The organism is Cupriavidus pampae (genome assembly GCF_914271485.1).
GTDB classification, from domain to species: Bacteria; Pseudomonadota; Gammaproteobacteria; order Burkholderiales; family Burkholderiaceae; genus Cupriavidus; species Cupriavidus pampae.
On record NZ_CAJZAG010000013.1, the window covers coordinates 19,383 to 36,832 of the forward strand.

19 protein-coding genes are annotated in these 17,450 nt (G+C 62.3%); 4 read left to right on the top strand and 15 right to left on the bottom strand.

Annotation, left to right across the window (positions count from 1 at the left end):
- Window positions 1-114: 114 nt before the first annotated feature.
- Genes LDO41_RS28380 through LDO41_RS28415 form a run of 8 tightly spaced genes read right to left on the bottom strand, consistent with a single transcriptional unit; the run spans window position 115 to window position 8,400 of the window.
- A complete protein-coding gene (locus LDO41_RS28380; RefSeq protein ID WP_223994362.1) occupies window positions 115-744 on the bottom strand; it encodes an ANTAR domain-containing response regulator in 630 nt (209 codons plus the stop codon).
- 4 nt (window positions 745-748) lie between these two features.
- Entirely contained in the window at window positions 749-1,891 is a 1,143-nt protein-coding gene (locus LDO41_RS28385) for a transporter substrate-binding domain-containing protein (protein ID WP_223994363.1), read from the bottom strand.
- A gap of 9 nt (window positions 1,892-1,900) precedes the next feature.
- On the bottom strand, window positions 1,901-2,899 hold the full coding sequence (locus LDO41_RS28390) for an asparaginase (protein WP_223994670.1): 999 nt from the start codon (window positions 2,897-2,899) through the stop codon (window positions 1,901-1,903).
- Window positions 2,900-2,954: 55 nt separating this feature from the next.
- Window positions 2,955-3,662 (bottom strand): branched-chain amino acid ABC transporter ATP-binding protein, encoded by a 708-nt coding sequence (locus LDO41_RS28395; protein WP_223994364.1) that lies wholly within the window; start codon window positions 3,660-3,662, stop codon window positions 2,955-2,957.
- The gene (locus tag LDO41_RS28400; protein ID WP_223994366.1) at window positions 3,659-5,464 is read right to left on the bottom strand and encodes an ABC transporter permease subunit; all 1,806 of its coding nucleotides are present in this window, start codon (window positions 5,462-5,464) and stop codon (window positions 3,659-3,661) included. The genes LDO41_RS28395 and LDO41_RS28400 overlap by 4 nt, the downstream gene beginning before the upstream one ends.
- Window positions 5,457-6,290 (bottom strand): branched-chain amino acid ABC transporter permease, encoded by an 834-nt coding sequence (locus tag LDO41_RS28405; protein WP_223994367.1) that lies wholly within the window; start codon window positions 6,288-6,290, stop codon window positions 5,457-5,459. Before LDO41_RS28405 ends, LDO41_RS28400 begins: the two co-directional genes overlap by 8 nt.
- 9 nt (window positions 6,291-6,299) lie before the next feature.
- A complete protein-coding gene (locus tag LDO41_RS28410; protein WP_223994369.1) occupies window positions 6,300-7,460 on the bottom strand; it encodes a substrate-binding protein in 1,161 nt (386 codons plus the stop codon).
- 43 nt (window positions 7,461-7,503) lie between these two features.
- Window positions 7,504-8,400: a nitrilase family protein gene (locus tag LDO41_RS28415; protein ID WP_223994371.1), complete on the bottom strand. Its 897-nt coding sequence runs from the start codon at window positions 8,398-8,400 to the stop codon at window positions 7,504-7,506.
- A 315-nt stretch (window positions 8,401-8,715) separates the two neighbouring features.
- Here LDO41_RS28415 and LDO41_RS28420 point away from each other — a divergent pair, with 315 nt between their 5' ends.
- Window positions 8,716-9,702, top strand: coding sequence for a Bug family tripartite tricarboxylate transporter substrate binding protein (locus LDO41_RS28420; protein WP_223994373.1), 987 nt, complete (start codon window positions 8,716-8,718; stop codon window positions 9,700-9,702).
- 52 nt (window positions 9,703-9,754) lie between these two features.
- On the opposite strand, the gene LDO41_RS28425 is transcribed toward LDO41_RS28420, so the two are convergent.
- The 5 genes from LDO41_RS28425 to LDO41_RS28445 all read right to left on the bottom strand — a co-directional run bounded on the left by LDO41_RS28425 (window position 9,755) and on the right by LDO41_RS28445 (window position 14,126).
- Window positions 9,755-10,012: a hypothetical protein gene (locus tag LDO41_RS28425; RefSeq protein ID WP_223994375.1), complete on the bottom strand. Its 258-nt coding sequence runs from the start codon at window positions 10,010-10,012 to the stop codon at window positions 9,755-9,757.
- 65 nt (window positions 10,013-10,077) lie between these two features.
- Window positions 10,078-11,823, bottom strand: a complete 1,746-nt coding sequence (locus LDO41_RS28430) for an MOSC and FAD-binding oxidoreductase domain-containing protein (RefSeq protein WP_223994377.1) — start codon at window positions 11,821-11,823, stop codon at window positions 10,078-10,080.
- A gap of 45 nt (window positions 11,824-11,868) precedes the next feature.
- Window positions 11,869-12,120, bottom strand: coding sequence for a non-oxidative hydroxyarylic acid decarboxylases subunit D (locus LDO41_RS28435; protein ID WP_223994379.1), 252 nt, complete (start codon window positions 12,118-12,120; stop codon window positions 11,869-11,871).
- Between the two features lie 31 nt (window positions 12,121-12,151).
- On the bottom strand, window positions 12,152-13,579 hold the full coding sequence (locus LDO41_RS28440; protein ID WP_223994381.1) for a non-oxidative hydroxyarylic acid decarboxylases subunit C: 1,428 nt from the start codon (window positions 13,577-13,579) through the stop codon (window positions 12,152-12,154).
- 46 nt (window positions 13,580-13,625) lie between these two features.
- The gene (locus LDO41_RS28445) at window positions 13,626-14,126 is read right to left on the bottom strand and encodes a pyridoxamine 5'-phosphate oxidase family protein (protein WP_223994383.1); all 501 of its coding nucleotides are present in this window, start codon (window positions 14,124-14,126) and stop codon (window positions 13,626-13,628) included.
- 223 nt (window positions 14,127-14,349) lie between these two features.
- Here LDO41_RS28445 and LDO41_RS28450 point away from each other — a divergent pair, with 223 nt between their 5' ends.
- The 3 genes from LDO41_RS28450 to LDO41_RS28460 all read left to right on the top strand — a co-directional run bounded on the left by LDO41_RS28450 (window position 14,350) and on the right by LDO41_RS28460 (window position 16,261).
- A complete protein-coding gene (locus tag LDO41_RS28450) occupies window positions 14,350-14,496 on the top strand; it encodes a hypothetical protein (RefSeq protein ID WP_223994385.1) in 147 nt (48 codons plus the stop codon).
- 3 nt (window positions 14,497-14,499) lie between these two features.
- On the top strand, window positions 14,500-14,721 hold the full coding sequence (locus LDO41_RS28455; RefSeq protein WP_223994387.1) for a DUF2188 domain-containing protein: 222 nt from the start codon (window positions 14,500-14,502) through the stop codon (window positions 14,719-14,721).
- A 244-nt stretch (window positions 14,722-14,965) separates the two neighbouring features.
- Window positions 14,966-16,261: a hypothetical protein gene (locus LDO41_RS28460; protein WP_223994389.1), complete on the top strand. Its 1,296-nt coding sequence runs from the start codon at window positions 14,966-14,968 to the stop codon at window positions 16,259-16,261.
- Here the strand turns inward: LDO41_RS28460 and LDO41_RS28465 are convergent.
- Entirely contained in the window at window positions 16,258-16,683 is a 426-nt protein-coding gene (locus tag LDO41_RS28465; protein WP_223994391.1) for an acyl-CoA thioesterase, read from the bottom strand. The two genes, LDO41_RS28460 and LDO41_RS28465, sit on opposite strands and share 4 nt — an antisense overlap.
- On the bottom strand, window positions 16,676-17,446 hold the full coding sequence (locus LDO41_RS28470; RefSeq protein ID WP_223994393.1) for a short-chain dehydrogenase/reductase: 771 nt from the start codon (window positions 17,444-17,446) through the stop codon (window positions 16,676-16,678). Before LDO41_RS28470 ends, LDO41_RS28465 begins: the two co-directional genes overlap by 8 nt.
- Window positions 17,447-17,450 lie beyond the last annotated feature (4 nt).

Sequence of the window (17,450 nt, forward strand, 5' to 3'; positions counted from 1 at the left end):
TTGGACGGCTCCAATAGTACCGCAGCGACCGGAGTTAGATGCTTAAAGTTGCTATCGAGATAATGATAGTTATCAAGATATGTGATTTCTGTTTGGACGGATCCACGCCAAACATCACCGCCCCTTGTTTGGCGCAATCTTCCCCAGCCCAAGCTTCTCCATCGACTCGTGCGCATCCAGCACCATCATGGCGACTTCGGCGACCGTCACGCGTAGCTTGGTCGCGCGTTCGCGCATGTATTCATAAGCCTGAGTCTCCGACATCTGCTGATGGTCGCCCAGGATGCGAATGGCTTTTTCGACTTGCCGGCGTGACCGCATGGTCGATTCAAGCTTGTCGATCTTGCCCTGCAGGCGTTGGTGGAAACCTTGTGACGAGCGTGCCAGCACCAGGGTGCTCAAAATCCCGGCGGATCGGAATGGCTTGGTGATGACGCCATGGGCCCGGGTGTCGAGCAGCAGTTTCAGCGTTGTCGGGCTTTCATAGTCCGATAGCGCGACCATTGCGGCATCCACCGCGCCGGCGGTCCATTCCGGGTTGCCCTCCAGATCCTGCGACACCTGGAAGAAGATCACGTCGGAGCCGGTCGGCGGATCCGCTGGATGCGGCCAGACGATCCGTAGCCGACAGCCAATTCGCTGTATTTGCTGGACGATGATGTCCCGATCCTCTCCCGGCGGATACACGATCGTCACGCATATGCTGCGCAGGTCCTCATAGAGTCGTCGAAGGCTGGCACTCATGGGTTCACCTCAACCAGAATTCGGAGAACCCGAAAGTAGACAGATAAGGGTCCGGCCGGATCGGTTCCTTCGCCTCCCAGACAATGTCGAACTGACCGTCACTGCGACAGACGCCGATGCGCGGCGTCAGGCAGCAATGATTGTTGTCGGCATCGAGCACGACGCGCCCTTCCGGCGAATCGAACTCGACCGCGTGCGCCGCTTCCACGAGCTTGCGACGATCCATGCTTCCGCAGCGCTGAAGCGCACGCGCAAACAGGTGGACCTGCGTATAAGCCATCTCGGACCACGTGCTGGTCGGCCGATCGCCGAACCGCTGGCGCCATAGATCGATAAAGCGCCGGTTGCTTTCGTTCTGCAGCGACCCGAAATACGTGGCGGACGTGATATGTCCCTCGCACAGTTCAGGCCCGATCAGGCGAATCTCCTCTTCGGTCATGGAGAGGCTGGCAATCGGAATTCGCTTCGGATCGAGCCCGAAGTCACGATAACGCTGATAGAACTGCCGTGCGGACTGACCCACGAGCGTGGAGAAGACGACGTCGGGCTGACACAAACGGATATCCTCCAGGACTTCGTCGAGCTCACCCTGTTCCGCCTCGAGGGGAAGGTAGACCTCGTCCAGCACTTCCCCGCCCTGCTGCTCCACCATATCCCGCATGATCCGATTGGATTCGCGCGGATAAATGTAGTCGGCCCCCACAAGGAAGAACCGCGTCCCCTTGTTCTGCATCAGATAGGCCGCGAGTTGCACGCTGTTCTGGTTGGGCACAGCGCCGGTGTAGATGACGTTCGGCGAGTACTCGAAGCCCTCGTAGAACGAGCAATACCAGAGCAACGCATTGCTACGCTCCACCACGGGTAGGACGGCCTTGCGGCTCGACGAGCGCGAGCAGCCGAAGATAACGGTGACCTCGTCCTCGACGAGCAGACGCGTGGCGAGCTTGCGGTACTCGGTGGCATCGCCCTTTGGATCATAGGCCACTGGGATGAGCGGGCGATCCAGCACGCCGCCAATCCGATTGATCTCCTCGATCGCCAGTGCGGTGCCGAAAAAATGCTCGGACTCCGTCACGCTCGTCGCGCCAGAGCGCGAGAACAACACGCCAACGCGCCAGCCATCGTCCTGTGAGTTGTCATCCGCCATGATGCGCCTCTATCGGTCAAAGATATCTTGGAGCATCTGCCCGTCGCGCGTCTCCTGCAAAGCGAGCATCAGCAGAATCCGCGCCTTCTGCGGACTGAGGTTGTCGGCAAAAACGGCGCCGATCGCCTTCAGCGTTTGCCCTCCGCCCACGAATCCATAGGAAGGCTGCACGCGACCATTGGGAACGCGCGTAGAGATCGCCACCGGCACGCCGCCGGCGATGGCCTCGCGAATGGCTTCGTACATGGCCTCGTTCACATTGCCGAAGCCTAATGCCTGCACGACGATCCCTTCCGCGCCCAGACCGACGGCCGCCCGGATCAGGTCGCCGCTGGCACCACCAAACATGGGAACGATCTCGACGCGCGGAAGTACTGAACGCCCGATCTCCATATACTGCCTGCGCGCGGTAGTGCGCGAGATCACGATCCGGTCTTCGTCGATCACGCCCAGCAAGCCAAAGTCGCCGGACTTGAACGTCTCCACATCCGCCGTATGGGTCTTGCTGACTTCCCGTGCGGCATTGATCTGGTTATTCATGGCGATCACCGCACCCATGCCCCGCGTGTTCGATGCCGCGCAGATCCGTGCGGCATTGAGCAGATTGCGTGGTCCGTCGAAATCCGGCGACGAGGCATTGCGCTGGGCCCCGATCAGCACCAACGGTTTGTCGCTGCGAACCGTGAGATCGAGGAACCAGGCGGTCTCCTCGAGCGTATCGGTGCCGTGCGACACGATCACGCCGGATATGTCGGGCCGCGCGATCGCCTGCTCGACGGCGCGCTGCAGCGCCACCCAACGCTCCGGGTCCATATAGTCCGACGGCACGTTGGAGAGGTTATTGACCTCGAGCCGCGCGATGCGGGAGATGCCCGGCACGATGGCGACCAGATCATCCCCCGATAACGCGGGCACCGGCGCATTCCTCACGGGATCGATCTTCATGGCGATCGTGCCACCGGTCGAGATCAATTGGCAAAGCGGCAGGCTTGGAGAGGCTGATGTCATGGCTGGAGCGATAAAGGCAATGCGTACTCGATAGATAGCCCGCGTATTCTGGCAGTCAGACGCGCAAATGTGCAAACACGGAATCGACGGCACCGTCCGCCCTGGCCTCGCCCTGATCGACCACCTCTCCCTGCTTGAGAATCAGGTACCGATCCGCCACCTTGAGCGCGAAGGGAACATTCTGCTCGACGATGAGCATGGTGGTGCCATGCTGCTCGCGCTCCCGCAGCAGGGCATTGGCAAGCCGCTCGATCACCGAGGGCTGCAATCCCTCCGTGATTTCGTCGAGGACGATGACCGAAGGCCGCATCATCAGCGCCCTGGCCAGCAACAGCATCTTCTGCTCGCCCCCGGAAAGCGTGCCCGCGGGTTGCGGCAACCGGCTCTTGAACACGGGGAACAGCGGCTCGATGGCGTCGAACCGCTCCTGGAACAGCGACTCCCCCGCCAGACCCAGCCTGAGGTTATCGCGGATGCTCAGATCGGCGAATAACGCATGCTCCTGCGCGGCATAGGCGATGCCCTGCCGCGCGATCCGGTGCGGTGGCATGCGCGTAATGTCCTCTCCATGCAGGTAAACCGTGCCCGCCTTCTTTGGCAGAAAGCCCATGATCGACTTGAGCAGCGTGCTCTTGCCCATACCGTTCTTGCCCAGCAAGGCGACCGCTTCCCCCTTGTTCACCTGCAGGGAGAGATCCATGAGCACGATCGCGCTGCGATACCCGCTGGTGACGCCGTCCAGCTTGAGTGCGACGGAATTCATGACGCCTCCTTTTGCACATGCGAGCTGCCGGAGTAAATGGTCTTGACCAGCTGTGAGTTCACCACCTCCTGGAAGCTACCCTGCATGGCGATGGTGCCCTGATGCAGCACCACGATACGCGTGGCGATCTGTTCCACGAAATCCAGGTCGTGCTCCACGAGCAGGCAGCACAGCCCGTAGCGATGCGCCAGCGATGACAGCACCTCACCGATCTGCGTGCGTTCGGTCTTCGTCAGGCCGGCTGTCGGCTCGTCCAGCAGCACGACGCGTGGCTCCAATGCCAGCACCATCGCCAGTTCGAGCGCCTGCTGCTCGCCATGCGACAGGTCGCGCGCGACGCAGTGCAGCTTCTGATCGAGCGCGGTCACGCGGATGACATGCAACGCATAGGCGGGTAGGCGGAGCCAACGATCCTGCCCGGTCAGCGACGGCCGTTCCAGGCGCGTACCCGCAATGCGCAGGCATTCCGCCACGGTGAGCGATTCGAAGATATTGGCGTTCTGAAACTTGCGACCCAACCCGAAATGCACGCAAGTCTCGGGCGGCGACTGCAGGATGTCGTGCCCGCAAAGCTCCACCGTGCCACCGCTGCGCGCGGCGCCATCGCTCATGCAACGCATCAGGGTCGTCTTGCCAGCACCGTTAGGACCGATCAACCCGACCAGTTCACCCGGCCTGGCCTCGAAATCGATACCCTGCAATACCTTCAGCGCACCAAAGTTCTTCTCTACGCCCTTCATCCGGATGGCAAGCCCGGAAGGCGGATTCGAAGCCGCCCCGGATTCGCGCTCCTGAAGCTGCGGGACGTGGACCGATGACCTGCCGAAGCCGAGCGGTCTCAGCAACAGCGGCATCAACCCCTGCGGCAGCAACACGATGACCACGACGAATGCGCCACCGAGGATAAGCTGCCACGCGAACGGCATGCTGCCGCTGAGGTAGGCGGTGGCGACATTGATGAGCACCGCGCCTGTCAATGGGCCCCAGAGCGTGCCGCGTCCGCCAAGTGCCGCCCAGATGATGAACTCCGTACCGAGCGCGAAGCCCGCGAGTTCGGGCGCCACGACGCCGCTGAACGATCCGTAGCCGAATCCGGCGATGCCGGCGACGGCCCCCATGGCGACCAGCAGAACGATCTTGACCAGCGATGTGTTGATGCCCAGGTAGGTGCAGCGAGACTCGTTGTCGCGAATGGCGGCGAGAATCCGGCCCGCATCGCTGCGCACCAGCATCCAGGCCAGCAGGCCAGCCAGCACGAGCGCCCCGCCCGCAATCCAGTACCAGGCTTCGATCGAAAAATCGAATGTTTCATAGCCCGTCAGCCCGGAGCTCGAGCCGGTCCAGTCGCCGCCGGACAGTAACAGTTGAGTCAGGACGATCGGCAGCACCAGCGAGATCACCGTGGCAAAGAATGGCGATGCGCCACGGTAGAACGAGAGCCACCCCACCAGTGCCGCCACGGCGGCACTGGTGGCAATGGTCAGGACCACCCCAAGTATGGCGGTGGCAATGCTGAACCCACTGTGCGTGAACACCAGGCCTGCGACATAGGCACCAATGCCGAAGAACGCGGACTGCCCGAAGGTCAGGTATCCCGTGTAGCCCCAGAGGATATCTACCGTAATGACCACGATCGCAAAGAAGAACGCCTTGATCAGGATGTTCTGCAGGTACGTGTCGAATAACCATGGCCCAGCCGCAATAACGATCAGGGCTACGGCCGCAACGGCGACCAGCCGAGAGGCCGATGGCCGTTGCCGCGCCTGACCGGATGCGGGCAAAGCGATGTGACTGTCAGCCATGAGAAAACCCCTTCGGACGAATCCGCAGCGTGACCGCGGCCAGCACGGCGATAGTCAGGCCGCCAAGCACCGGATTGGCATAGGTACTGACCAGAACCTGTGCGGAACCAAACACCACACACGTCACCAGCAGGCTTGCCATCGAGTGCCCCGACACCATGACGAGCATAAAGGCGCTGATCAGCCATGGCAGACCCATGTTCGGATCGACGCTCGAGAGCGGTGTGATCATGGCCCCGGCCAGCGTGCCCAGTCCCGCGCCGAGGCAGAACGTGATGAAACGCACCCGGCCCGAATGGATGCCGAGGCTGCTGGCCAGATCCTCGTTCATGATCACCGCACGCGTGTTGACGCCAAAGCGGGTGCCCGTCAGTAGTGCCGTCAGCAACAGGCACAGCAGCAAGGCGACGGGCACCAGCACGAGGCGATACGCCGAGTACTCCACGCCCAGAACCGACCATGTGCCCGCGAGTGGCGCGTCCGCGAACTGGACTTCGCGGCCGAACGCCATCACGATCAATTGCCCGATGACGATGCTGAGCCCCCACGTCGCGAGGATGGCGTCGAGCGGACGCTTGTACAACGGCCGCACGATCAGACGCTCGACCAGCATGCCCACCGCGACACCCACGATCATGGCGAGCGGCCAGCCAAGCCACGGATCGACATGCAGGCGCGTCACCACGTAGCTGGCATATCCACCCAGCGTCAGCAACGCGCCATGCGCGAAGTTCACGATCTTCATGACCCCGAAGATCATCATGAGCCCCGCCGTCACGATGAACAGCATGCTCGCCGTGGTCAGCAGATCCAGCAATAGCGCCATGGTGTCCCCTTACTTGATATTTGGGCACTGTGCACCCGGATCGACGTTGGCAAAGGTCTCGAGGATCTTGATCGACCCGTTAGCCTGCACCTGGCCCAGGCGCATGGAGAGCGGCGTGTGCCGGCTCTTGTTCATCTGTACCGTGCCACGAGGACCCGAGAACGACACCTCACCGAGAGCCTTCGTCACCTTGGCCGCATCGATCGATCCCGCTTTCTCGGCCGCGGCTTTGAACAGGTAGAACGCTTCATACTGCGGCTCGGACAACTCGTTCGGCGTTTTCAGGTCGGCACCGAATTTTTTCTGCATCGCCGCCATGAACTTCTTGTTCTCTGCCGATTCGATGCTGGTCAGGTAGGACGCCGACATGTACAGGCCCTCGGCAACGTCGCCCATGGTCTTCGCGGTCCCTTCGTCGATGGCAAGGTTGCCGTACGGCAGTGTCAGGCCGGCGCCCTTGATCTGTTTGGCAAGCGAGACATTGGGGGCGCCGCCCGCGGTTGCACTGATCAACGCATCGGGCTTGGCCGCGCGGATTTTCGAGACCACCGTGGTCCAGTCACTGCCGTCGATCGGGAGGTATTCCTCGCCTACCACCTTGCCACCCTGGCGTTCGATGTATTTCTTCGTGAAGTCCAGCATGCCACGCCCGAACGCGTAGTCATTGCCGACCAGGAAGAAGGTCTTGGCGTTTTTGGCCTTGACGAAGTAGTCAACGACGGGGGCCACCTGCTGCTCTGGCACCCATCCATTGACGTACATCCAGTTGTTGCACGAGCGGCCCTCGTAGAACGAGGTGTAGATATAGGGCACCTTGCCCTTGTTGATGACCGGAAGCGCGGCGTTACGCGCGGCGCTGGTCTCCATGGCGATCACCGCGCTGACCTTCTTCTGGAATACCAGAGTATCGAAAGCCTTCTGCGCGCCGACGGCACCCGAGGCATCGTCCACGATCTCCAGTTCGACCTTGCGGCCGAGAATACCGCCCGCTGCGTTGATTTCCTCGACTGCCAGTTGCGAAGACTGGACCACCGCGGGCGCTACCACGCTGTTGGCGCCCGACAGGCCAACCGCGACACCGATGCGAATGGGGTCGGCGGCATAAGCTTGCGAGGTCAGCAGCACGGCGGCGATGGCGCCGGCACGAAGGATGAGCGGAAATGCTTTCATGGTGAGCTCCTGTGTCAAAGGGGGGAACAAGAATGCGGCGCCATTATTGGCGGGGCGTCGATGTCGGCATGCCGAGCATCGCGTCGTAGAGGTCCTCGCGCCGATCGCGCAGAACGTGATTGAAGTCGTTCAACTGCCGGCCGCGCCGTGCGACGCTCAGGTCGATGCGCGCATAGAGAATCTCTTCGCTATCGAGGGACGCCGGGCCCGCCATCGGCCAGCCATCCGCTCCCACGATCAGGCTCTGGCCAATAAATGGTTGCCCGCGTTCGGTGCCGACACGATTGGCGCAGACGATGGTCAGGCCGTTGCTGTGCGCACCTGCCATGGCGAGCGTATTGGCCATGGCGGGACGGTCGGCGGGCTGGTTGGGCATGGGCACCCAGTTGGTCGGCATGGCCACGATGTCCGCACCTTGCATCGCAAGCAGACGGAATGTCTCGGGGAACCACCCGTCGTAACAGACGACGATGCCCAGGCGACCCATTTCGGTATGGAAGACCGGCAGACCCTTGTCGCCGGGCTCGAAGAACAGGTTCTCGTCGCCCCACAGGTGAAGCTTGCGATAGGTGCCGAGATGCCCCTTGGCGCTGACAAGCACTGCTGAGTTGTAGAGCCGCTCGCCATCGCGCTCGGCGATGCCGGAGACGATGTGGATGTCGTGGCGACGCGCCGCTTCGATCCAGGCCTGCGTGGACGGGCCATCCGGTACTGGCTCGGCCAGCGCAAATGCCTCGGCGCGGCTGGCAAACACGTAGCCCGAGTTGGCCAGCTCAGGCAACACCACGAGCCTGGCGCCGCGCGCGGCCGCCTGCTCGATCATTGCGAGTGACCGGGCCAGGTTCTCGTCTTTGCATCCCACGCGCGGCGCCATCTGAATGCTGGCGACGGTGGTTGGCGGAAATGGCGAAGGTTCGTTGTGATTGCCCAAGAGGGACATGCGAGCTCCAAAAAGCAAAAAGCCCCTGACTGCGCACGCGCGCATGTCAGGGGCTTTCATAGCCGGTATGTGGTCAGCAATGTTGCTGAGGTGCTGACTGAGACTTCGCTCAATCAACCGTTGCATTCTCGTCGCGGAAGAAAATAGGTGTCAACTAGGTAGATACCCGAGTCGTATCGATAAGCAGACTTCTGGTGGCAGCAAGGAAACCGCCAATACAACACGCTGGCAGATCGCTGTACGCTGCGGAGGCAGCACGCAAAACCGAGTTCAAGAAAAACGCAAACAGATCCATCTCAGGAGGAGCCTCTCGTTATGCAGTACCGCAATTCCATCCTTGCCGGCGCAGTCGTAGCCGCCGCTGGCCTGGCACTCAGCGCCCCACTGGCCAACGCGCAATCCACCCCTTACCCCTCCAAGCCGATCAGCATCGTCGTGCCGAATCCTCCCGGCGGCGTTGTCGATACGTCCGCGCGGCTGATCGCTGATACGATGGCCAAGCAGCTCGGGCAGGCGGTCGTCATCGACAACCGCGCTGGCGGCAGCGGCAATATTGCTTATCAGATGGTGGCGCGGGCGCCGAAGGATGGGTACACGCTGCTGGCTTCGTATTCGGCGTACCACGTCGGCAACCCGTCGATGTTCGCGAAGCTGCCGTGGAGCCAGAAGGATCTGGTTCCCGTGGCGTTGATCACGGTCGCGACCAATGTCATTACGGTCAATCCGGCCGTGCCAGCGAACAACCTGAAGGAGTTCATCGCTTATCTGAAGCAGAACCCCGGCAAGGTCAACTACGCGTCGCAGGGTAATGGCTCGCTGTCCCATGTCGGGACGGAACTGTTCACGCAGGTCACCGACACCAAGATGGTGCACGTACCGTACAAGGGCTCGGGTCCGGCGATTCAGGACGTGCTGGCCGGACAGGTGCAGGTGTTCATCACCACCCCGCCCTCGGTGATCGGACATATTCAAACCGGCAAGCTCAAGCCGCTGGCCGTGACCAGCAAGGCACGGCATCCGATGCTGCCCAATGTGCCGACCACTGCGGAGGCTGGGTTGCCCGGTTTCGAGCTGGAAGCCTGGGTGGCGCTGTTCGCGCCGGCCGGTACCCCGCCCGACGTCGTCGCCAAGCTCACCACGAATGTGAAGCAGGTGCTTGAGCAAGCGGAAACGAAGAAGCGCGCCGAAGCCGTTGGTATCGAAGCGCGCTATCTGGACCCGGCGGGCCTCGGCGATCTGGTGGCCAAGGACTCCGAGTACTGGGGCAAGATTATCAAGGCAAAGAACATCACGGCGGATTGATTGCCGTAGATGTCTCCGGGGCGGCCCAGCGTGTGCCGCCCCGCTAGTCTGGCTAGATCAATTCGCGATACAGCACCGACAACGCGGCACTACCGGAAGTGCCATCGCGCCACATGCGCGCGGCAAACGCGTCCTCGAATTCTTCGCTGCCCTCCTCGAACAACTCGTACACCGCGTCATGGGACAGCCGTCCCTCCAACACCTTCAGCGCAGCATCGATCGCGTGTTGAGCGCGTTGCGGAAGCTGCGGTTGCAATGCTTTCAGGGCGGTAATCTCCGCCTGCACCTGCTCATCTGTCTTGATCGTCATGTCGTATTTCCTGTCTTGGCGCCGTCCGAGAGCAGTGAGAGGATACGCGGGTCGCGCGTCCGCAGTCAAAGCTCGATCTGAATTTTGCTCTCCGGTGTGGCGCAGCAAAGCAGAACCGATCCTGATGGCGGTGCCGACAGAGGCTCTGGTGAATAGCGCACTGTTCCATCGAGCAACGATGCCCGGCAGCTATGACAGACGCCTGTTCGGCATGACCAATGCACTGGTACATCGCAGGCTTCGGCGAGTTCCAGCAGGCTTTTGTAGCGGGTGCTCCAGTTGACGGTGACGCCGCTGCGGACGAAGCCCACTGCGGGTCCGTCGCCGGCGGGGCCTTCTGGCAGGTGGGGTTTGGTGCCGGGCACGCCGGACGATGTGCCGATTTCCGCGCCGAAGACCTCCTCGTAAATCTGCCCATTAGCCACGCCCCACTCGCTCAGTTGCTTTCGCATGGCTTGCAGGAACGGTTGGGGGCCGCACAGGTAGAAATCGGCTTCCTTTGGCACGCCCGACGCTTGTATCTGGGCTACCGTGAGGTGTCCTTCGATGTTGAACCGTCCGTCGGTTCGGTCTTCCGCGTCGGGGCGGCTGTAGAACACGCTGACCCTGGTGCTGGGCCGTTGACTGACCAGCGCCTGCACCTCTTGCCGGAACGCATGGTGCCGGCCATCGCGCGCGCCGTGAAACCACCACACGTCGCGTTTGGTGGCCTTGTCTTCGGTCAGCGCGTACAGCATCGCCAGCATCGGGGTGACGCCGATCCCCGCGCTGAGCAACACCACCGGCGTCTGACCCGGTTTCAGCAGAAAATCTCCGCGCGGCGCGCTCGCTTCCAGCGTCATGCCCGCTGCCGCGTTGGCGTGGAGGTAGCGGCTGACCAGCCCATGGTCCTCGCGTTTGACACTGATCCGATAGGTACTCAGTGCAGGGTCGCCCGATAGCGAATACATGCGCATCTCGGTCGCCCCGTTCTCTCCCGCGGTCGCCTTGATCGCAAGATGCTGCCCGGGCAAGGGAGGCGGCAACGCTGCGCCGTCGATCGCTTCCAGCCAGATCGACTTCACGTCGTCCGATTCCATCGCGGTCCGCGCGACACGGAACTCGCGGAAGCCTGGCCATGCGAGAGCGGGTTCGCTCGGGTCGAGGCCGGCATTGCCCGAGCCGCTGCCCTGGGCCGCCAGCATCGATTCGAAGGAATGCCGCCATCCGATACTGAGCGCGGGCTCGCGCAATATTTTGCATAGCGCGTCTTCGGGGTGATCTTCGGTATAGAGCAAGCGATCGACGGCCGTCACCGACATCTGTTCGGCGCCAGTGGAGAGCAGCTCGATATCGTCGCCGGCCGCGATATGGCCCTCCCTGAGCACGCGCATATAGAAACCGGGACGACCGTGCGTCACCACGAGTGCCGGAAACTCCGGAACCGCCATGCGGATGCCGAGCCGGTAGCAGGTCACCCGAGGTTGCGAGACCTCGAACTCCGCCGTGCCGATGCGGTAGCGATTACCGATGCAGACCTCGGCGTCCTCGAGCCCCTCCACCGTCAGGTTCTCGCCGAACTGGCCGTACTCGTAGCCTTCGCGTCCGAGGAATTCGTTCCAGTATCGATAGGAAGACATCTGGTACACGAACACGGCGCGTTGTTCGCCACCGTGGCCCTGCAAGTCTGTCTGCGCATCGCCGTCGATATTGAGCCGGCCGACGAAGACGCGGCCCTCGACTGGAGATTTCCAGATCGAGGAACGGACGATCCGCCCCTGCCAGGCGACCTCGCTGGTCTTGCCAACATTGACGGATAGCAGCTTGCTCATGGCGTCCTCCGATCGTCGGGCCGCGCGTCGGGGAATTGGGGGATTTCAACCCTTCGGACGCAGCGGCGGTATCGACGGTACCACGGGCATTTTTGCTATGTCTTCTGGGTGCAACCTGAAGACGTTGGGATAGCACGTACGATCGGTGTTTTCCTTTGGTTCCGTCGAGCGCCAGGTGTAGAGGCAGGTGTCGCAACCGAACACGGTCCATACGTTGGCTACGGCGGATTTTGCGCGGATCTGGGTGGTGGTCGCGCCGCAGCGCGGGCAGACCCATGGGGTGTCTTCTGCGTCCATCTTCAACCTCCGATGCTAAAACTCGCTGGCCTTACTTCCTGAGCGCGTGGATCAGGGGCAACAGCTTGTCGCGCCATGCGTCGGTGCCTTCGGGCGTATCGAGGACCTCACCATAGTCGCCGCGGCGGTCGGGGGCCTTGGGCGTAGTGGCGTCGATGATCATCTTGTGCGCCATGCCGTTGGGCTCGCCGGCGGGGTCAAGCAGGTTCTCGGCAAGGTTTGGAATGATCACGATATCGCCGGCCGGATTGGTGCGCACGGACATCGCCCACATCACCTGATTGAGATTGAACGGGTCGATATCCTCATCGACCACGATCACGATCTTGGCGTAGCCAAGCCCATGCGGGGTCGTGAGCACGCCCATGCCCACCGATTTGGCAAAGCCGCCATAACGCACGCGCGTGGAAACGATGACGATCAGGCCATGCGTGTATAGCGCATTGACCGCTACCACCTCTGGGAACATCCGATTCAGCTGAATAAAGATCGGCGCGCTGGTGGTCATCGCCTGCAGGAAGTCGATCTCGGTCCATGGGCGGCCTACATAGACCGACTCGAAGATCGGGTTTGTGCGGTGCGAGACGCGGTCGATCTCGATGACGGGATACAGGTGGCCGCCCGAGTAATAGCCGGGGAATTCGCCGAATGGTCCTTCGATCTCGCGCTGCCTCGCCAGAATCCGGCCTTCGAGCACGTATTCGGAGCCCCACGGCACGTCGAGGCCCTTTTCCGTGCGTACCACCTTGTAGGGCTCGCCCTGCATCACGGCCGCCATCTTGTATTCGAGCTGGTTGTAGAGCAGCGGCGTGGCGCCCATCAGCAGGATAACGGGCTCGTTGCCAATGCAGATGGCGATGGGCAGGTCTTCGCCGCGCGCCTCCGCATGGGACAGATGGATCGCGATATCGTGCTGAGGCACCGGCTGGATGCCGATGCGATTCTTTCCCTTGACCATCAACCGGTAGACGCCGACGTTCTCCACATCATCGTTGTCCCAGTCATCGGGATCGCGGGACACGATGCAGGCCTTGTCGATATAGAAACCGCCGTCGCCTCGATTGAGGCGGAACAGCGGCAGCAGCTCGAACAGGTTGATGTCCTTGTCCACGCGCACTTCCTGCCACGGCGCGCTATCGACGCGTTGCAGCTCGCCCGGAAACAACTGGAAGCGCCGTACGAACTCGAAGAAATGTTCCTTCAGCGGCGCGTCCTTGTTCATGCCCAGCGCCAGCGCGTGGTTCGGCCAGGAGCCATGCGTGTTCAGCACGACCTGCGCGCCGGGGCTGCCGGCGATCTTGTCGAAGAAAATGGCCGGTACCTGATCGCCGATCTGCGCGAGCGCGCAGGCCGCCGCGGCGAGATCGGGCTCGAATTGCACTTCGTCGGTGATGCGCAGCATCTGCCCTTCCTGCTCGAGCACGCTGAGGAAGGCACGGAAGTCTGGATAGGCTGTCATGGCGGGCCCCTGTCGTGACGGACGGTTGCGACGCTGCCGAGGCGGTTCAGGTTGCCGCGCGCAGGGCCTCGATCTGGCGCTGCCAGCGCGCCAGCGCCGGTGCTTCCTCGTGCAACTGGAAGGTGATGCCGCTGCGCACGGTGGCATACGGCGCAAGGTGAAAGCGTGCCGACAGCGGCTCCGCCTCGAACAACGCGATCGTGGGAAATGCCGCCGCATCGGTCAGACGGCGGCACGTCAGACGCACTTCGCCCATGCCGCCATCGTGCGCGAAGGTCACGGTCACGCGGTGATCGCGCTGGATATTGGCGGCGGTGGTGGACTCGGCGAAGACGGCGAAGCGCAGCGATCCCGATGGCATGGCAACCATGTCACCCGCGCTAAGCAGTGAGGCATGCGGCCACCCTTCGCCATCGACCGTGGAGATCCGCAGGGCTTGCATCTTGGCGAGCAAGTCGGTGCCGTCAAGGTAGGCGACAAGCTCCGCGGGCAGCGTACTCGACGCCTTTGCCTGCGGCGGGACGTAGGTGTGGTCTGCGGGGTTCACGACGCCTCCGATCAGCTATGGCGTCAATCAGTATGTTTTGCGGAGGTGGTTTGCGAAAGGCATCTTCCGTGTGCGGAAGGTGCGCTACCGCACGGTTGAAATATTCAACCCATGCTAGGCCGCGGACCGGTTTTTACGAAAGTTTGATGCCGGCTGGCGGGCTCTTGACGAAGCTTCTATCGGCGCTTGCGTAAGCTCGAAACACCCCACTTTCGAGATCGTCATGGGCACTACTTACCTCGAATATCGACTCCTGCTGGCCGGCATCGCGGTGCTTTGGCTAGTCCTGCTGTTTCTCTTTCAATTCCGGCTGGTGGACAACCTCGGACAAAGAGAGGCCGAGGCCGCCCATCACGCTGACGGCCAATAAATCATGCCTCTGCATATTCAGGTAACGCCGTACAAGGGCGGCTGGGACGTCATCCACGAAGGCGCCCGCTACGCGGACTCCCACCACCCAACCCGCGAAGCCGCCGTGCTGGCGGGCGCGACCCTCGCCCGCCAGGAGAAAACGACTCTGGTGACTTACGACATCACCGGCGAAGAATGCACGCGTCTTGACTACACGACCGTCGCCGCGGGCGCCGTGGTCTGATGTAGCTCAGCCGCGTGCTGGTTCGAAGTTGTGCTGCCTGACGCGCCGCAGATCCTGTCGCAGCAAATCCAACAACATGGCTTCGGCCCGCGCGGCTGCGCGCGCCTGAGCCTCCAGGGACAGCTTTTCAGGTAGCGATGCGAACTTTGTGACGGCGATTATTCGCGAGCATTTTCGGCGTAGGCTTCATGGCTAGTGTTGCCGTGGCGTAACATTGAGCGGAACCACGTACCGAGGGCACAGCATGGAACCACCAGCAGTGAAAGAGTCCACGCATCGGCGACTCGTCGCGGCTTGCCTGACGCTATGGGTCTTCTCGATGGTGCTGGTCGCGACGTTTCTGTTCGATACGTGGCCGCATGACTGGCTGGACGACGATCAGCGGCAACCGTGGTTCCATGCGCTGGTGGTCGTCGTGCTGACATTGCTGGCGTTCTTCAGCAGCAATCTGCACCACCACATCATCCACGAGCGCGAGCGCAAGGAGAAAGCCGCCGCGGACGGCAAGGCAGTCACGGATGAGAAAGACGGGTGGAAGCACGATGATGATGCCGACGAAGGCATCGTGTTCCGCATCTTCGGCTCGTGGTGGGGCATCATCCTCGTGTTCATCATCCCCACCGCGGCCTATTTCGGCGCGCATACGCTGCACCACCCGCTGCCGGAACCCGCGATCTTCGTGATGGCGGTGGTGGCGATCTTCGTGGCAGCGGAGCACTACGCCTCGCTGGACAAGCAGCGTCAGGACCTGCGCTGGGTCACGGATGAGCTCGGCAAGCAAGTCACGAGCATGCAGAACACGCTCGGGACCCGAGACGGGCGCACACGCATTTACGGCGAATATGCCCAGCGTGCCCCGGACGAACCCATCCACGCGATCTACCGCTCGTTCGATATCGATGACGACTGGTTGAAGACCGGGGACTGGGGTCACTACATGGCCTCGACGCAGACCACGTCGCTGGTGGGCGCGCTGCGCAGCGGTGACCGCCATCGGGTGCGGATTGTCTCGCCAGTCCGCCCGCCGGCGGCGTCAACAGACGGTGACCAGATCGAAGCCGCCGACCGGTTTCACAACCTCATCGGGTTGATCTGGCACTGGCTGGTGCTCAACCGGTTCAGGGCAGAAAACGCTGGATTCGACTTTCAGATCGCCATCGCCGAAACCCCACATTGGGTGCACGTCGTCAACGACAAGGTCTTCCAGATCGTCGGCGAGTATCCGCACGAACTGCGGGTCAAGGATCTGACGCTGAATATGGGCGACCTCGCGCCACGGCTGGTGACGTGGATCCGCGACGACATCGGTATGCTGTGCGAGAAAGGACAGCCCGCCGAGACGTTTATCGGCGCGGTCCTGCAACCTGCGCAACAAGCTGCGCAACAACCAGCGCCGACGATGGAGCAACTCGGCTGGCAGGCATGGGCGATGCACGCCGCCACACGCTACGGCATCGACCAGCCGCCCCCGGAACTCCATCGCAGGTTCGAGGCGCTTATCCACGAGTTTCAAAGCGCCACGACCATACTGCGAGCCTAGCGCTGCAACGCCGCCAGCGCTTCCCGCGTGTTATCGGGAATCGGTACCGGTCGACCGGATTCACGGTCGACATACACATGCACGAAATGCCCCGCCGCGCAGATCGCTTCGTCTTCCTCGCGGAAGACCGCGACTTCGTAGCGCACACTCGAATTACCGAGCTTGGCCACGCGCACGCCGATCTGCAGGCGGTCCGGAAACGCGATCGAGCGGAAATACGAACAGCCGGTGTCCACCACCAGACCCACGACGTCGCCGTTGTGGATATCGAGCACGCCGCGCTCGATCAGATACTGATTTACCGCGGTGTCGAAGTAGCTGTAGTAGGTCACGTTGTTCACGTGCCCGTACACGTCATTGTCCATCCACCGCGTCTGTACGCTCGCCAGATGGCGATAATCGGCGCGCGTTGCGTCACGCATACTGGGCGCCCCCCGCGGCATCGACCACCACACCACTCAGATACGACGCCCGTGCCGATGCGAGGTACACCACGAGGTCCGCCATCTCGGACGCCTGGGCCGCCCGGCCAAAGGGCAGGTGCTCGAGCATTTCCTGCCAGCGCGATTCATCACCATACTTCTCCTGCGCACGGCTCTTGTACAGCTTCAGAAGCCGGTCGGTTTCGGTCGGCCCGGGATGCACCCCGACCACCCGCACGCCGCGCGTGGTGGAACGCGCGCCGACCGCACGCGTGAACGTTGACAACGCCGCGTTGCCGGTGGCACCGCACAGATAGTCGTAGCGCGGCATCTCGGCCGCAATGCCGATGACATTGACGATCACGCCCGAGCCACGCTCCATCATCCTGGGCAGCGCCATCCGGGTCGTCTCGATATAGCCAAAGACCTTTAACTCCCACGCCTCGCGCCACTGCGCATCGCTCATGGCGGTCAGCCCGCCGCCGGGAATCGCGCCGGCGTTGTTGACCAGCACGTCGACGGCGCCAAGCTGAGCGTCCAGCGATTGCCGCACCTCGGGCGCCGACAGATCGCCGACGAAGGTGTCGACCTTCGCCCCATGCTGGTCCGCGAGTTCGCGCTGGGCTCGCGCGGTCGACTCGGCAGAGGTGCCGGCGATCGTGACATTGGCCCCTTCCGCGGCAAACGTCACCGCGCAGGCAAAACCGATGCCGCGGCTTCCGCCGGTGATCAGGACCGACTTTCCTTGCAGTTGCAAATCCATCGTT

What these genes read in the sequence shown, in the direction of transcription:
- LDO41_RS28440 (WP_223994381.1), bottom strand. Translation starts at nt 13,579, where the DNA reads ATGACAGCCTATCCAGACTTCCGTGCCTTCCTCAGCGTGCTCGAGCAG.
- LDO41_RS28380 (WP_223994362.1), bottom strand. Translation starts at nt 744, where the DNA reads ATGAGTGCCAGCCTTCGACGACTCTATGAGGACCTGCGCAGCATATGC.
- LDO41_RS28425 (WP_223994375.1), bottom strand. Translation starts at nt 10,012, where the DNA reads ATGACGATCAAGACAGATGAGCAGGTGCAGGCGGAGATTACCGCCCTG.
- LDO41_RS28460 (WP_223994389.1), top strand. Translation starts at nt 14,966, where the DNA reads ATGGAACCACCAGCAGTGAAAGAGTCCACGCATCGGCGACTCGTCGCG.
- LDO41_RS28470 (WP_223994393.1), bottom strand. Translation starts at nt 17,446, where the DNA reads ATGGATTTGCAACTGCAAGGAAAGTCGGTCCTGATCACCGGCGGAAGC.
- LDO41_RS28395 (WP_223994364.1), bottom strand. Translation starts at nt 3,662, where the DNA reads ATGAATTCCGTCGCACTCAAGCTGGACGGCGTCACCAGCGGGTATCGC.
- LDO41_RS28415 (WP_223994371.1), bottom strand. Translation starts at nt 8,400, where the DNA reads ATGTCCCTCTTGGGCAATCACAACGAACCTTCGCCATTTCCGCCAACC.
- LDO41_RS28455 (WP_223994387.1), top strand. Translation starts at nt 14,500, where the DNA reads ATGCCTCTGCATATTCAGGTAACGCCGTACAAGGGCGGCTGGGACGTC.
- LDO41_RS28405 (WP_223994367.1), bottom strand. Translation starts at nt 6,290, where the DNA reads ATGGCGCTATTGCTGGATCTGCTGACCACGGCGAGCATGCTGTTCATC.
- LDO41_RS28450 (WP_223994385.1), top strand. Translation starts at nt 14,350, where the DNA reads ATGGGCACTACTTACCTCGAATATCGACTCCTGCTGGCCGGCATCGCG.
- LDO41_RS28390 (WP_223994670.1), bottom strand. Translation starts at nt 2,899, where the DNA reads ATGACATCAGCCTCTCCAAGCCTGCCGCTTTGCCAATTGATCTCGACC.
- LDO41_RS28400 (WP_223994366.1), bottom strand. Translation starts at nt 5,464, where the DNA reads ATGGCTGACAGTCACATCGCTTTGCCCGCATCCGGTCAGGCGCGGCAA.
- LDO41_RS28385 (WP_223994363.1), bottom strand. Translation starts at nt 1,891, where the DNA reads ATGGCGGATGACAACTCACAGGACGATGGCTGGCGCGTTGGCGTGTTG.
- LDO41_RS28430 (WP_223994377.1), bottom strand. Translation starts at nt 11,823, where the DNA reads ATGAGCAAGCTGCTATCCGTCAATGTTGGCAAGACCAGCGAGGTCGCC.
- LDO41_RS28420 (WP_223994373.1), top strand. Translation starts at nt 8,716, where the DNA reads ATGCAGTACCGCAATTCCATCCTTGCCGGCGCAGTCGTAGCCGCCGCT.
- LDO41_RS28410 (WP_223994369.1), bottom strand. Translation starts at nt 7,460, where the DNA reads ATGAAAGCATTTCCGCTCATCCTTCGTGCCGGCGCCATCGCCGCCGTG.
- LDO41_RS28465 (WP_223994391.1), bottom strand. Translation starts at nt 16,683, where the DNA reads ATGCGTGACGCAACGCGCGCCGATTATCGCCATCTGGCGAGCGTACAG.
- LDO41_RS28435 (WP_223994379.1), bottom strand. Translation starts at nt 12,120, where the DNA reads ATGGACGCAGAAGACACCCCATGGGTCTGCCCGCGCTGCGGCGCGACC.